The sequence below is a fragment of the Alcaligenes aquatilis genome (assembly GCF_003076515.1).
GTDB lineage: Bacteria > Pseudomonadota > Gammaproteobacteria > Burkholderiales > Burkholderiaceae_B > Alcaligenes > Alcaligenes aquatilis.
In genome coordinates this window covers 945192-960554 of record NZ_CP022390.1, presented here as the reverse complement: position 1 = coordinate 960554, position 15363 = coordinate 945192, and the positions used below count along the sequence as shown (strand labels likewise).

11 protein-coding genes and 1 tRNA gene are annotated in these 15363 nt (G+C 53.9%); 4 read left to right on the top strand and 8 right to left on the bottom strand.

Annotated elements, in window-relative coordinates:
* Positions 1–32 precede the first annotated feature (32 nt).
* The 5 genes from CA948_RS04530 to CA948_RS04510 all read right to left on the bottom strand — a co-directional run bounded on the left by CA948_RS04530 (position 33) and on the right by CA948_RS04510 (position 4428).
* Positions 33–1277: a Zn-dependent hydrolase gene (locus CA948_RS04530; protein WP_086069504.1), complete on the bottom strand. Its 1245-nt coding sequence runs from the start codon at positions 1275–1277 to the stop codon at positions 33–35.
* Positions 1274–2521: a diaminopropionate ammonia-lyase gene (locus CA948_RS04525; RefSeq protein ID WP_108727436.1), complete on the bottom strand. Its 1248-nt coding sequence runs from the start codon at positions 2519–2521 to the stop codon at positions 1274–1276. Before CA948_RS04525 ends, CA948_RS04530 begins: the two co-directional genes overlap by 4 nt.
* A gap of 21 nt (positions 2522–2542) precedes the next feature.
* The gene (locus CA948_RS04520) at positions 2543–3388 is read right to left on the bottom strand and encodes a MurR/RpiR family transcriptional regulator (RefSeq protein ID WP_051316192.1); all 846 of its coding nucleotides are present in this window, start codon (positions 3386–3388) and stop codon (positions 2543–2545) included.
* A 326-nt stretch (positions 3389–3714) separates the two neighbouring features.
* Positions 3715–4008, bottom strand: a complete 294-nt coding sequence (locus CA948_RS04515) for a hypothetical protein (RefSeq protein WP_108727435.1) — start codon at positions 4006–4008, stop codon at positions 3715–3717.
* 36 nt (positions 4009–4044) lie between these two features.
* Positions 4045–4428, bottom strand: a complete 384-nt coding sequence (locus CA948_RS04510) for a DUF7079 family protein (protein WP_108727434.1) — start codon at positions 4426–4428, stop codon at positions 4045–4047.
* Positions 4429–4548: 120 nt separating this feature from the next.
* Between CA948_RS04510 and CA948_RS04505 the strand changes: the two genes are divergently transcribed.
* The 3 genes from CA948_RS04505 (at position 4549) to CA948_RS04490 (ending at position 9972) form a co-directional block, all read left to right on the top strand.
* Positions 4549–6843 (top strand): hypothetical protein, encoded by a 2295-nt coding sequence (locus tag CA948_RS04505; protein WP_108727433.1) that lies wholly within the window; start codon positions 4549–4551, stop codon positions 6841–6843.
* The gene (locus tag CA948_RS04500) at positions 6840–7790 is read left to right on the top strand and encodes a toxin-antitoxin system YwqK family antitoxin (RefSeq protein ID WP_108727432.1); all 951 of its coding nucleotides are present in this window, start codon (positions 6840–6842) and stop codon (positions 7788–7790) included. Before CA948_RS04505 ends, CA948_RS04500 begins: the two co-directional genes overlap by 4 nt.
* Positions 7791–9450: 1660 nt before the next feature.
* Positions 9451–9972 (top strand): BON domain-containing protein, encoded by a 522-nt coding sequence (locus CA948_RS04490; protein WP_094196605.1) that lies wholly within the window; start codon positions 9451–9453, stop codon positions 9970–9972.
* A 58-nt stretch (positions 9973–10030) separates the two neighbouring features.
* Here the strand turns inward: CA948_RS04490 and CA948_RS17680 are convergent, their stop codons facing one another.
* The 3 genes from CA948_RS17680 to CA948_RS04480 all read right to left on the bottom strand — a co-directional run bounded on the left by CA948_RS17680 (position 10031) and on the right by CA948_RS04480 (position 12655).
* Complete coding sequence (locus tag CA948_RS17680) at positions 10031–10198, bottom strand: hypothetical protein (RefSeq protein ID WP_164461337.1); 168 nt, start codon at positions 10196–10198, stop codon at positions 10031–10033.
* 1456 nt (positions 10199–11654) lie between these two features.
* The gene (locus tag CA948_RS04485) at positions 11655–11864 is read right to left on the bottom strand and encodes a cold-shock protein (protein ID WP_094196604.1); all 210 of its coding nucleotides are present in this window, start codon (positions 11862–11864) and stop codon (positions 11655–11657) included.
* 714 nt (positions 11865–12578) lie between these two features.
* Positions 12579–12655, bottom strand: a tRNA-Pro gene (locus tag CA948_RS04480).
* 220 nt (positions 12656–12875) lie between these two features.
* Here CA948_RS04480 and pgaA point away from each other — a divergent pair.
* Positions 12876–15359 carry a poly-beta-1,6 N-acetyl-D-glucosamine export porin PgaA gene (gene pgaA, locus CA948_RS04475; protein ID WP_159086116.1) on the top strand — a complete coding sequence of 828 codons (2484 nt, stop codon included), beginning with the start codon at positions 12876–12878 and terminating at the stop codon, positions 15357–15359.
* Positions 15360–15363 lie beyond the last annotated feature (4 nt).

Genomic DNA, 15363 nt, shown 5'->3' with positions numbered 1-15363 from the left:
GGCGGTCCCGTCATCGGGGGGGGGGTTACTGCTTATTCACGGGCCAACTCCACCAAGGTCGATAGCAAAATCGAACATCCCGCTATCAGGTCTTTGTCGTGGGTAAACTCTGCCGGGTTGTGGCTCAGGCCACGCACACTCGGTACAAAAATCATGCCTGTGGGGCAGGAACGCGCCAGCATCTGCGCATCGTGTCCGGCACCGCTGGGCATGCGCTTGACCGAGCAGCCCAGATCCTTAGCGTGTTGCTCGACCTTGCTGATCAAGCGTTCATCAAACTGCACAGGATCAAAGCGGGCCAGATGGCGATGCTTGATCTGCACACCCTCACGCTCGGCCGCCTGCCGGGCGAAATCCAGCACCTCCTGCTCGGCCTGATCCAGGCTGGCCTTGTCCACATTACGCAAATCCACAGTAAACACGGCTTTACTGGGGATCACATTGACCAGATTCGGAAACAGCTCGCAGCGCCCTACCGTGCCCAATTGCGGCGGGCCGTAGCGCTCAGTCAGCTGACGCACAAAACTGCCAATCTGCTGAGCCACCACACCGGCATCGTGACGCAGGTGCATGGGCGTGGTGCCCGCATGGTTGGAGACACCTTGCACCTCGAACTCCAGCCAGCAAATCCCTTGCACACCAGTCACCGCACCGATATCAATGCTTTCATGCTCCAGAACCGGACCTTGCTCAATATGCAGTTCCATATAGGCATGCACATCAGGTTGGCCGCAAGGCACGGAACCGGCGTAGCCAATACGTTCCAGGTTCTCGCGCACGGTGCTGCCATCAATGCCCACGGTGTCCAGCGCCTCTTGCAAGGACAAGCCACCTTGAAACACCAGGCTGCCCATCATGTCCGGAGCAAAGCGCGCGCCCTCTTCATTGGTAAAGGCCACCACTTGCAAGGGACGATCCAGCTGCACGTCGGCATCATTCAAGCTGGCCACCACTTCCAATCCAGCCAGCACACCCAGATTGCCGTCGTAGCGTCCACCGGTACGCACGGTATCAATGTGCGAGCCCGTCATAACCGGCGCCACATCCAGACGGCCAGCGCGTGTCCCGATAATGTTGCCGATCTGATCGATCTCCACACTCATGCCCAGATCACGCATCCAGCTGACCACCTGATCGCGGCCTGCCTTGTCCTCGTCCGTCAGGGCCAGTCGGCAGACGCCGCCCCCATCGATCGCACCAATCTGCGCCAACTGCGCAATACGCTGCAGCAGGCGTTCGCCATTAATGGCTAAACATGTGCTGGCTGGACTGTTCATACCGGCTCCTGAGCCAGCACTTCTTTGGCGCTCATACCGACAATGCGCTGATACAGTTCTGCATCGGTATCGCCTTCGCTGGCAAAAAATAGAATTTGACTGTTTTCATCAATACCCAATGCCTGACGCCAGTCCGCTTGCTCGCACACAGCCATGCAAGCAGCCACACCGGCTACAGCAGACTCACCCGCCACAATCGGCGCATCCCCTTTATCGGCACGGGCCAGACGGCGCATGGTTTGCAAGGCGGCATCGTCTTCCAGCGTCATATAGGCATAGGTGCCAGGGTCCAGAATTTCCCAGGCCAGCAAGGAGATTTCGCCGCAAGCCAGACCGGCCATCACCGTATTCAAATCGCCAGTGACCGTGACGGGTTTACCTTGCACAGCACTTTGGAACAGGCAATCGGCCTTGTTGGGCTCAACCACAATCAGACGAGGACGCTGGGCACCCAGGCGCTCCCACATATGCGCGCACACCGCTGCCGCCAAACCACCCACACCACCTTGAATAAAGACGTGGCTGACAGGTTTGCCCGAACCGATCTGGTCCAGGGCTTCCTGCACCATAACGGTGTAGCCCTGCATCACATCCTTGGGCACATCCATATAGCCAGGGTAGGACGTATCGGACACCACAAAATAACCATGCTCTTTGGCATCTTCAGCGGCCTGACGCACCGAGTCATCGTAATTACCGGGCACGCGCACCACCTTGGCCCCGTAAGAGGCAATGGCCTGCTCACGACCCGCACTGACGTGTTCATGGATATAGATCACGCACTGGCAACCGGCATTCTTCGCCCCCCAGGCCACCGAACGGCCATGATTGCCATCGGTCGCGCAAGTTACGGTCAAGCCAGCAATAAAGTCCTTGTAGGCAGGATTTTTCAGATCATCCAGCGTCAGGCTGGTATTGCCGGTATGGGCTTGCAACTGGCGCAACAGCAAACGGTTGACCGCATAAGCGCCACCCAAAGCCTTGAAGCTGCCCAAACCAAAACGACCGGCCTCATCCTTGTAGTACACCCCGCCCACCTTCATCTGCGCGGCCAGACCAGGCAAATGACGCAAAGGGGTAGGTGCGTAACCGGGCCACTGCACAATGCTGGCCTGAGCCTGCTCGAAGGCGGCTACCGACAAAATCGATTGCAAGGAAGCGTCGTACTCCTGGCTGTCCTGAACGCAACGAGGGTTCAGATACAGTTGCACCGCGCCTTGCTCCCGAACGGCATGTTTGTTCATGTCTGCTCCACTTTTATGGGTTTAATTATTGGACTTCAAGTCCTGAAAACTGCGATGGATGGATTCAATCTTCTGCAACTTGCGCGCAACCTGCGTCTCGGCCTGCAGGGCCACCCGGCTGACCAGATAATTGATCAGGCTGAGCGTGCCGGTATGCGAGTCAAACAAGTACTCCCCGCGTGTTGCCACCGTGAATGCGATGTCTTGCGAACGCAGCAAGGAGCTTTCCAGGCCATCCGTCAAAAAAGCCATCTGTACCGACTCGCCCCGCAGATGCTCCACCAAGGAAGGCAAAAGCACCGAGCGGCGACGAAAGTCCATCACGAGGGCCAGATCCCCTGCTTCCACATCAGCCAGTTGCTCGGTCAGATGAGCCACCGTGCCCACCGCCAGATGCACATCCGGGCGCAACTGCTGCAGTAAAGAGTGGGCGTAGCACGCCAGGATCTGGCCATTGCGGAAACCAAACACCCAGATGCGTCGTGCTTTCAGAGCGGCTTGGGTGAACTTATCCAGATGCTGTTCAGTGATGTTCTGGAAGGTGGTGGAAATATTCTGTACGTCTGCATTGATAAACGGCGTCATATCGGCCTGAATACCGCTGCTGGACATGGAGTGCAAACGCTTGAAGGGAGCGCCGTCACCCATTTGCTCGCGGGCCGTGACCCGAAACTCGTTAAAACCGTTAAAACCCAAACGCCGGAAAAAGCGTACCGCGGTGGCCGCCGATACACCTGCTTTCTCGGCCAGTTCCTGAGCGGAGTAAGTCGCCAGCTGCCCCATATGAGACAGGACCACATCGGCCAAACGCCGCTCCGCACTGGGCAGGACATCGAGAATATCCAGGATCGAATCTTTGATGACCATGACACAACCTAAAATTGAAATTTGTTTTTCATATAATACTTAATAAAATTTAAATTTCAATTATGGATGCGATGATTTGGCTCCGTATTTACCCTTGGGGATAGAAAAAAAGGAAGAACCGGGCGGGCTATCCTTGGTCAAGAACGGCTTTAAATAAGGATCTCAAAGAGAAACAAGGGATAAACCCTTGCTTGAATAAATTTCTGCATCCTGACGATGAAAGCATAGAACCCATTATGAAATTTAAATTTCATAATGGGTTCTGGTAAGAGAAATTTCAGCACAAGCGCCGCCTACAAAAGCCACAAAACACCTGTTCAGTGGGCCTATGCTACTGGCAGTAAAGACAAGCAACGCATAATCAGAATATCGGCCATGGACAGATTCCTGACCACACTTCGAGACCAGAGCGCATAAATCTGACAAGCCAGCATGGCATCCTCAATGTCAAGCGCCAGCAACTCACGCCGATACGCGGACGCCTCTTGCCAGGCTTGTCGCATCACGGCAGGTGATGTTGCCGACGAAAACACCGTGTACACACCCAATTCCAGCAACTCATCGGCCTCTGCATCAACGCAAACAGCAGTAACTGGCAGTGAGGCAATGCTTGGCCACAAGAGACTAAGGCTTAAGAGAAGCAGTAACCCCCATTTTTAACGATCGTTAAAAATGGGGGGGGTACCCGATGACAAGTACTGAGACAGCTCACGCCACTCCTTGGCAAAGTAATAGCGCAGGAAACGCTGTTGAGCATGCCAGCGCACCCGTCTGAACAGACCGGCACCGGCACGAGCCTGACGATGCGCCACAATATCGCGCCAGAGTTGGTCTGGTTCAAACCCGGTCCAGATTGAAGGGATGGGGGCAAGCGCATTGGAATAACAAACCGGCGCCACCCACTCGAACAAGGCCCTTTCTACATAGTGGGGCGAAAAGTGCTTAGCCACGTTCGCAATCGCCTGGTAATTAACCGGCCTGTCTACAAACAATTCCGACAAGGCCTCACACAACTGTTTATCGCTTGGCCGATCACCCAAGATGTAACTCCTTCTGTCCAGTCATTTCAATTTGAATTAAACCGGCCTCTTTCTTGAAATGGCCCCTACAAAACACTATGGTAGTGCGCGTTAACAAACTGACTGAGCAAGGAAATTGTTTTGCGTTTTGCCATTACCGCGACGTTAACCGTCTTGATGTTTGCCGGATGCTCTCCTGACGGGCCTGGTTCCAAGCTTACTTTTCACCCGGTTGACGGTGACGAACGGCGCTATCAGGTGTATACCGACATGACAGTGGATGTTCAGCGTGGCACACGCCAGCTTTCCGAGAGCATGTCCATCAAGATGCTGATGCATTACGGTGTGGAGGATCAATCCTCCACCTACAAGCTGAATGTTAGCCCGGAGTACATGCGCCTTAACTTCAAACATGGCGGTATGAGCAGTTTTGAACAGGGCGACTACGGCGAAAAAGAGCTGCGTATTGCCTTGAAAGAAGGCTACACCGTAACCGTCGATAAAGAAAACAACCAGTTGGTCGATGTCACGCTCAATACCTCCAGCCAGAAATTGAAAGCTGAGCTTAAGGCCACGTTGGATCACTTGCTCAATGATCAGTTATCTCGGCCAGGGCTCATGCATCAATTAGCGGTGAAAAAAGGGGCCTCGCAAATCATTAAAGGTCAAAACGGCCTTCCTGACATACGCATGACCGTCAAGGATTTTGACTCAGAGCTCGTTACGCTCGCGATTGCCGATACAAATCAGGACGAGACTGCGGACCCGCACACCCGTATTTTTGGCTATGCCGTCATTGAGCGCCAGACAGGTTGGCTGGTGCGCCAGGCGGTCGTCATGCAGGTCCCCTTGCCCCCCGAACTGCGCGACAAGGGAACATTTAGGATTGTGTCCGCGATTTACCCCGAGAGCTGGCGCTTTAATCATGATCTGCAGTTTCTAGAAAATGCAGAGGGGTACGAGCTGATCACGCAGGAAAAAACAGGCCCACCCGTCCCCTCCCTGTCGTCCTCCACACAAGCCATGCTCAATACACAAGGCGTGCTGGACACGTACGACCAGCGCTTCTTGCTGCACTACGCGCATCTAGGCCTATCCCCTTACATGGTCGGTGAAATAAGCGCCAGCAACCTTGCCGCCTACGATGAAAACAATCAGGCCTTGGCTATCCCTTTCAAGGCTGCCGGCGCCTTCCAGCACCCTGGCCTGGACCATGATGATGCCGAAACCAGTCTTGAGATCCTGCCCCTAGGTTGGGATAAGACTGCCCAGGCTCTGGAAAAACTGCAATACATCGAAGCTACGCTTAACTACCACGCCACGGAGCATATTCAGGTCACCGTGCCGATCAAACCGGAAGGTTCACAGGTGGAGGTTGAAGGGGCCAAAGTCATCGTGCAACCCACAGATAATCCGTATGAGTTCCTGATCCAACTGATACCAGGCGAGACCGGCTATTTTTTCCCTGATGTCACACAGATCGACAAAGGGGAATTACGCTACCCACATGACCAGACTGCGGCTGACTGGCTAAGCCTAGGCGAAAAACGCTTACTGGCCATTGTGTTGCAAGGACACCTGCCCCAAGAGCTCAAAGTCAAGTTTCTCGATACCTTGCCCGATGCCGTTGCGTTGACCTACAGAAACTACGCACCCGAGCCTATTGAAAGCAAGACGGTACGTTTTTACGATTTGAATCAGGCGCGTCCCGAGAACGCCGCTGCGCCCATCACCACACAGCTGCTGTTCGACTCTTTTCAACAAAACGATGAGTTCAAAACTGCCACGCTAGAGAACTTGGCCCCCTTCAGCACCGATGCCCCAGACCTCTACGTCACGCTGACTCCCGAGCAAGCGGAGCTTTGTACGCTGCAAGAAACCAGTGGCCTGACAGAAAAAGGCACGCCCTTACATTTTGCGCCCCCTCCCACCGCTGACAACACAAACTATGGCGCTACGCAGCGAATGCCGCAGCAGTATGTCTATCAACTGCAAACCTCCGATCAGGCACGCCTCTACTTTTACGGCCTTAAGGCACACATCGCGCTCACCTGCCAAGGGACGCCCGTCTGGCAGCCACTACCGATCAACCTACCTGAACTCAGTGTGCAAGTGTCCGCAGCCGCACTATTGGGAGAGGGCTGGGAGGAACACGCCCGCACACTTCCTATAAAGCGCTTTTTACGCCAATACCGCTTTCTCGATCAACAGGACAGGGTGTTGGCTATTACCGCCCCCCGATCCCAGCCTGCGGTCGGCAGTCCTCTGGGGGACAAACTGTTTGATTACGTGGATGAGTCCGGCCATATCCAGATTATGGGCCTCGTAAACCGTGTCGAAAAACTAGAGGCAACGGGCACACCCATTACAAAAACCTGGCAACATCAATTCGAACCACTTCCCGATTTCAAGGCGCTTGAAGAGGCCATCCAATGAGCTTGACCACCAGACTGGCCCCCACTCTAGGCTCCCTCACACTGACGGCACTAATGCTTATAGCCTTGCCCAGCCACGCCGCCAAAAACGAAAGCAAACAAATCAAGACCGAATACGGTTTGGCAGAACAAGAAAAGTGGTTCCACGAAACCGGCGAACTGCATATTGTGCAGCTCACCTCAGTGGACAAGCGTTGGCAGCTGCACGAAGCCTACAACCCTCAGGGAACCTTGATCGAACGCTCTGAACACCTGGATAAGCAACGACACGGCTTATTTGTACAGCAAGCGTATGACTCTCTTGAGCACACCTCCTATCGGCACGGCAAACGTCATGGCCCCTACCACAGCTACGATCAAGCTGGCGAACCCATGTCCAGCGGTCACTACACCAATGACCAGAGGACAGGAAAATGGGTCAGCAAAAACTCATGGGGTCAGATCATTAGCCACTACAACCAGCAAGGTGAACTGCACGGCCAACAAACTGAGTTCGACGCCAATGGACAATTGTTAAAGCAATCAAACTATAAAAATGGGATGCTCCATGGCGAGTTCATCCGCTATGAGAACGGCCAACTTACAGAAAAAGGACACTATCAAAACGACCGACGGGAAGGCGAATGGATAGAAACCTACCCCTTGTCGACCCGTTACCAAGGTCAGTACCGTAACAGCTATCAGGTAGGGGTATGGCACGGCTACTCGCAGCAGGGCTATCTGGTTGCCATCATCCCGTTTGACAATGAAGGGAACTACCACGGTGTACAGGTCAGGTTTCACGATAGCGGCGCCTTATCGGAAATAAGCCAATACCGTCACGGCAAGCGTCATGGCACGCAATGGGACTACCTGTTCGGCGCCCCCTATCGCCTGGAGAAATATCAAGACGGCAAACGCGTGGAGACCCGCGATCAAGGCGAGTTTAAGCGCAGCGACTTTCCCTAGGCGCCTACTGACCTTGGCTTGTTTTCCCCGAATCCCCCACTGCGAAAAAGCAGCCCACCATCGCGTGGGCTTTTTTCAATCCATGCATAAGCAAGGTGACATTTGTGTGCTAACCACCCCCTCTAAGCGGCCGTCGAATGAACATTCGGTATAGACCTTCCCAACGCTTCAAGCTGGATTAAACCAAAGCGTAAAGACTATACTTATCCTTAAAATACAATGACTTACAAATTAACATGATGAGCATTTCAACGATCAGCCTAGTATGAACGTAGACCTTCTCGATAACTGCTTGAAGGCGCTACTGGCGCTGTTGCTCAGACTCTCTGAGAGACATCCCGCCAGTCATGGCAGGAGTGCCTATGACACACAATCTCCGGTCCATAGGAAGAAAAGTTAACTTGCTTCGCTTCCCCCTTCTCTCGGCCACTGACCAAGCCGATCCCCCTATCCCAGACCCACGCGACAAACGTCCCGTCGAAATCGAACGGATCCACGAAGACGATCAAACACTACCTGCAAACGATGAGCCTATCGGCGACAAAAAACCTCGCACCCCACCACCAGCGCAAAACGACCCATCCATTTTTAACTCGCTCTGAGTGCTTTACCGCGCGGAACCCGCCGCAAGGCAAATACGTCGCTTTTGCAGACTTGCCCCAACGAGTCTGCAAATAGGACTGTCAAACCTCTCAGCGACGGCCCGCTTTCCTCAATAGATTTGCCCCTGGCGACGCTAACAACAACAAAACGTCCCACTACTAGGGTCAACGCCTGGAGTCACTCCCTTCAGGAGAAAAAAGTGCCCTATCAAGGCTCGCGTAATCTGTGCACTTTGTGCCAGCTTTTACCCTTATCCTCGTCACTCGGCCTCAAGCACGAATTCATGACGGTCGCTTGCCCCTCATCACCAGGCCATGGGGAAGCGAAAAAATCCTTATACCAATGCAGCAACTGCAAAACATTGTGGTTGTATGAACGCGATCGTTGGGGCGCTTGCCTGGGCTTTAAGTTATGGCCGGGCCTGTTACAAGATTTTTAAAGCTAGCGTGCAAGATATACGTGCACACACTAAACAACAAAGCCTGCAATGATGACATTGCAGGCCCTTTCTGTGACAGGTTAAAAGAGAGTCATACGAGTCTCCAGGGCTTATCTACCCCGCGCCGCGCCTCTTCCTGTGGGTTTATGATCATGAGCAGCACTGGCGCGCTTGATCCCCTCGTTGGAAGTCTGAGTTGGCCAACCCACTTGCGGTGGAGCAAGCTCAGACTTGCGTGTACTTGCCTTTTTAGGCGCTTTCCCTTTCTTGTCCATTGTGACCTCCATTGGTCAATGGCTACCCCAACAAATGTCAGGCCAGTAGTACAGGATAGGTCATAAACCAATAAATAGCTTGTTTATCTCCGTCTGGTGATCAATAAACAAAAACGCTCCTAAAGTAGCCCTGATTCCCGACGCGGTAAGAGATGGCGCCCCCACACTCAGTTACTCACGTAATTTTTTGTCCGTTTTGCGCATATAGTTAGCGTTAAAGTCAGTAAAAGCCAAACGCAATGAGGCTCAATTTGTCGTTGGCCAGCTCGCAAGAGCTGAGCTGCTACCTGTATCAACCTTCATAAAAGGAGCACTAGATGGGAAAGTGAGATCACGGCGCGATGTGCACGATGCGTCGGACGTTCCCGCCCTCAAAGACGATGAGAGTGATGGCTATGTAGCAACGAACTCTTTGAAAATCATTCCACTTACGCTAGGTGAAAAAATGACTGATTCAACGACCATCCGTAAACTACTGATTACCTCAGCACTGAGCTTTGGATTAAGCGCAGGCGCCATAGCAGATGACAAGACATCCCATCCAAATCTATCTGCAACACCAGAAAATGTAACGCTAGAGAAGAAAACGCCAGGGGAAGCAAACGCTCAGGAAGTGGCCGATTACAAGACGAATGCTGGGGAACAAGCCAACGATGAAGAAATTTCTAAACGAGTTAAAGCTGTTCTAGCACAAGACAAAGGACTGCAGGGTCAGAACATTACTGTCGAGACAAAAGGAGGCGTCACAATGATTGCCGGAACGGTCTCCAGTGAAGACGCCTATAAGAAAACCGTCGCGGCAGCTAAAAAAGTTGACGGTGTGACTAAGGTTGAAGCCACCGGACTGAGAGTAAAAAGCAACTAACTAAAAGGCGCACAGTAAAAACTGAGCGCCTCCTGACTCTTCCTTTCTTGTCCTCTAATTAACCCGAATGCGCGCGCTTGCCCGGATTTTTCTTGCTGCGGGTGTGCGCGCCACGCTCCTGGCTAACACGTTGGCCCCGGCTTTTTGTGCTTAGGGTGACACCCTTGGGCGCAGCGGGAGGAGGAGTACGCTTACGGTCGGCTTCAGTAACAATTTTGGTGCCCATGGAAATCTCTCCAGTTTGGTTAAATTTGATCTTGTTTCACGTTCGCTCGGTTTATTCTTGGCAGAAGGAACTAGGCAGGGGTATGCCCGGTAATGCCTTAACGTACATAGGCACTCCTGAAAGGTCGAATTACCACGGATAACCTGTCAGCTGGTCTAGCATAGCAGGCATTAGCCAAATCGGCTCAAACGGCTTCGTTAGACTCTTCGCAGTCACTCACGCATCCTAGGAGGCAGAGCCGCTGATTGCGCTTGCATCCTAGGCGCGCAAGCCCTAATCACCATAAGTTCGATCGCTGGTGATCCAACGCCTTAGGCTTGAAAGACCTACACCATGCACGTTCGCCAAAACTTTATGCCAACAGGTCCGGCCAGAGAGTGATCATCGATGCTGCGCGGGGCCATCACATCATACTTCGGCATAGAAAAACCCCCAAAGATTGGATGGGTGTCCAACTTTTGGAGTGCCGTTCACACCGAGGCTTTTGTGCTGGGCGATTATGCTAGGCCCGAACATAGCCCCCTTCAATTCGAGGAAGCGTTACAAAGCAATCCTATGATTCAATTGTCAAAACGCCCATACTGGTACAATAAGATTGATCTCATTCAACGATAGCAATCTCGCTATCTCACTACCCCTTCAAATTCAACGCTATACCATTGCCTTGGAAGGCTTCTATGTCCAGGCTGGAGCGAAATTTGGAGTCATACAGAAGGTATCACTATCTACGAAAAACTTAACCAGGCTAGTCGCAGCCCGCTTCATACATCCCCTTTACGCGAACCTAATCGTTCGGCGATAAAAGAATCTCAAGCACTTGCCTCTCGCTTGGTCACAACGCGTCAAACCCTTATCCGACAATTAAAAGACCGGTTCCCCGGCCTTCCGTTCTGATACGTCAGCTCACGTAACGAGCCCATCACCAGAAAGCCCCGAGAGGGGTTTTTTTATTGGGCGCTACTACCCCATCTCTTATTCTTTGGTATCAGGCTGACGATGCCGGACTCCTGTTTACAGGGCGATTCTTAACCGGTTCAACGTCTACAGCGATCCCTGTGGCCATGTCTATGTCGCTTTCAGTGCTGGTGTCAACAATCAGCTTGTCGTCCTTATCAAAGCGGAACATTACGCTCGTTGAGTCCGCGCATCATCAACGTTACTCATGGAGGTCGTGGACTTCCCAAAGCGCAGCGATTGCCGCTGCAGCCAGCATCTTTTTCACTCCCCTCTCCCAAGCAACGAACAAAGACAAGATCGGGCTGGCCTAGGACCTACATAGCCCTGCTATCCGCCCAGAACAAGCGTCTGGCAACCATAGCTCAGCCTGAGAGCATACAAGCCCTGTGCCCGCATGATGATATCGAGCAACATAACGCGAAAAAGCCGAACCCAATGTTTCAAAGGGTTCGGCCTTAACCGATCAACTCAATACTTGCCTAATCAGGCAAGCAGGGGATCAAATGATCTGGATCTGGGTAGCGCAAGGGCCTTTTTGGCCAGCGCCTGCAACGAAAGAAACTCGTTGGTTCTCTTCAAGAGATTTAAACCCAGTACCCTGAATTTCACTGTGGTGTGCGAAGAGGTCTTTGCCGCCACTTTCCGGGGCGATGAAGCCGAAGCCTTTTTCGTTATTGAACCACTTCACGATACCAATTTCTGTTTTCAATGTATGTCCTAATTATTCAAGGGAAAAATCTCCCTGACGACACTATGATCGCTCTTCATGGATATAGATAGCACTGTTACAAAATAAGCAAGCGAACTACACCCAATGCCGGACTCTCCAGCCGCAGCATTTCAATACCCCCACCCACACGCTCGGGGTGGCAGGACTACTGCAACTAGAGGGCATGGAACTCCCAATCCTGCTAACACCTGCCTTTGCACAGCTACCGTGACGGAGGGGAAAGCAAACTACAAGGACGCAGAACGCTCTGCTGTGGTTGCAGCAGTAAGCCTTGCCCTTTCGTATTGAAGCATCGGGCATGAAGAACCGAGGGGCAAGCTGGTCGTTTTGAATCCTGTCGCCCGTTCGGTTTTTTCGGGCCAGCGTGGACAAGATCCCGCATGGATCTTTCCGCACAAGAGCGACCCGATGGCGCGCATGAACGCCTCAGGATAACGCGCAGCCAGGCCCTGGGGCAGCAGAGCAATGGGTGGATTTATATCAACGTCCCGCGAATGCCGGTTTCAGCATTGTGCCGCTGACCTGCCCAAGCTTCAGGCCAAAATCAAGAAGCTTGTTCACAGCACCGAAAAGGCGCCAGTGGTCACGCCACGGAGAAAAAGGCCGGGTCATCGGTGAAAAATGAATCTCCACAAAATCCCCGAAGCAATGAAAAAAGGCCTACAGCATTTTTGCTGTAGGCCTTTCAAAATCTGGTCGGAACGGAAGGATGTGAACCTTCGACGCCTTGCACCCCATGCAAGTGCGCTACCAGGCTGCGCTACGCCCCGAAAGAATAAAGCCATCACCCTGTTTGTTCTGTTGTGCACGCTTTTTCTTAAGAAGCATTTAGCTTAGGCCGAGTGGCTTACTACAAAAATCCAGACGGTTTACATCAAAAGGCCAATTACCGCCAGAGGCCCAGACTCCTAGGATATCCCTTAAGACCCTTCTGTTCGCTCAGTAACGAACAGTGGCAAGAAGCATATACAAATAACAAGGGGAAGAGAAGTGTCCAGGCGATCAATAAAAAGACAAGCTCTGCAAAACGTCGGCCTCTTTCCAGCCAGAACCTCGTTTCTGCGCCGGTTCTGGCTGGATTCCTTTACCCTGCTGGTACTGACCGCATGTAGCACCAGCCTGCATGCCGCCTCCTACGAGGATTGGATCAAACAGGCACGCCAAGGCCAATACCAGTCCGCCATTGCCGGCTTGCAACAGTACCGGCAACAGCATCCGCAAGAGACACGTGTCCAGCTTGATCTGATGCGCATTCATGCCTGGGCAGGCCAGCCGCAAGAGGTCATCCACCTGTACGAAAGCTGGCCGACCAACCTGCCCTTGCCGGCCGATGTATTGCTGCTGACAGCACGCGCCCACAAAGATGCGCGCCAATGGACACCGGCCCAAAACCTGTATCGGGAAGGAATGCGGCGCTTCCCACAGCAAGCCGCCTTCACCATGGGCCTGTGCATGAGCCTGGCCGATGCCGGACTGACTGCCCAGGCCTTGAGCTGCGCCCAGCAACTGCAGCCGGCCACACGCCAAAACACCAATTACCTGCTGACGCGCAGCTACATCTACCGCGCTGCCGGCCAGAACTACGAAGCCCTGCGCGTCAGCCAGGATGCTCTGGCTGCCCAGCCAGACAAAACCGATGTTATCCGGGATTATGACCAGTCCCTGCATGCCGCCGGCCTGCACCGCCAGGCGATGGAATGGCAAACACAACATCCCGATATCTTCTCGAGCGCAGACCTGGCTGACCGTCAAGCCGACTATGCCGCTGAATTGACCCGGCTGTCGCCCCAGCCCACACGCACACTGCCCGAACGTTTTCTGGTCGCCAACCGAGCCATCGCGTTGCAAGACAAACTGGCTGACAGCGCCAGCTTTCTGGGTAACCCCGCTTTCGCCCGCCGCATCCGTGGTGACCGTCTGATTGCGGTGGACACACGCGAAGACGCGCCCTCTACAGTAGACATTGCTCCCGAACGGGCGGCCCAGTATCCAGGCTATGCCTACGCCTCGCTAGGAGCCCTGCAACTGCGCGCCCGTCACCCCGAACAAGCCGTATCCAGCTACGAGCGGGCGTTGGCCGAACCCTCGCTGGACGCAAAAACACGCACACGCTATCAAACCGGATTGGCCTTTTCCTTGCTGGAGTCTGGCCGCGAAGATCAGGCACTGGCATTGGCCGAGCGCATGGAAAAAGACATGCCTGCCACTCGCTGGCTACGCGGCAATCCAATCCCCCAGCCCAATCCAGGCTATACCGACACCTTGATTTTGAAAAACTCGCTCTATACCTATACGGGTTTGCTCAAGGACGCGCGCGAAAATCTGGCCAAGGCCAGCGCACAGGCACCAAGCAACGTCAATCTGCGCGTGCCGCTGGCCGATGTCCAGCGCATATCGGGTATGCCAAGGGCGGCGGAACGCAATCTGAAGATCGCTGAAACCTATGCGCCGCGTCAAGAAGACGTCATCATCAGCCAGGCCCAGACCGCCCTGGACCTGCACGAATACCGCCAGGCCGAAGAACTATTAGCGTATGCCAAAGCGCACTACCCCACTAATATGCGGGTCACGGAACTGGAAAAAGACTGGCAAACCTACCGCAAGAACGAACTGATTTTGCGCAGCGGTTTTGAAACCAGCAACGGTGGCGATGTCTCGGGCAATGACGGCATACGCACTGAGGCGCAATGGTACAGCGCCCCCATCGACTACAACTGGCGCGTCACCGCCCTGGCCGGGCATCTGGATACCAGCGACGAGCTTGGCCACAACGTAATCTGGCAGGGAGCTGGTCTGGAATACCGCGGCCGCGACTGGCAATCGCAGCTGATGATCAACAACCAGAACTGGGGCCAGGGCAACAAAATGGGGGCCAGCCTACAAGTCGATCACGAGCTGAACGATCACTGGAGCATCGGCGGCACCCTGGACTATCGCACCCTGGATATTCCGAATCGCGCCCTGGCCGCAGGCATCACGGCCAACCAGGGACAAGTGCGGTTGCGCTGGCAAAATGGCCCCGAGCAATGGGTGCAAGCCGCCTACACCGGGACAAAATTCTCTGACAACAACGTACGTCAGAGCCTGCAGATCACAGGTAACCAACGCATCTACACCAGCCCGCGCATCAAGGCCGACGCCCAGCTGGAGCTATGGGCTTCCGGCAACAAAGACCAAGACAGACCCTACTACAGCCCACGGCGCGAATACATGGCTGTGCCTGCCCTACGTCTGGAGCACCTGATTTACCAACACTACGACGAGCGCCTGACCCAGGCCCTGACACTGGGTGTGGGCCTACATCACCAAAGCGGCTATGGCAGTGGTGCCGTAGGTTCGGTCGCCTACGAACTGAACTACCAGCACGACCGCAATCTGGAAGTCGGCCTGCGCCTGCAGGCCCTGTCCCGCCCCTATGACGGCCAGCGCGAACAGCAGTACAGCGGCATGGTTGAACTCAAGATCAAATTCTAAGCGG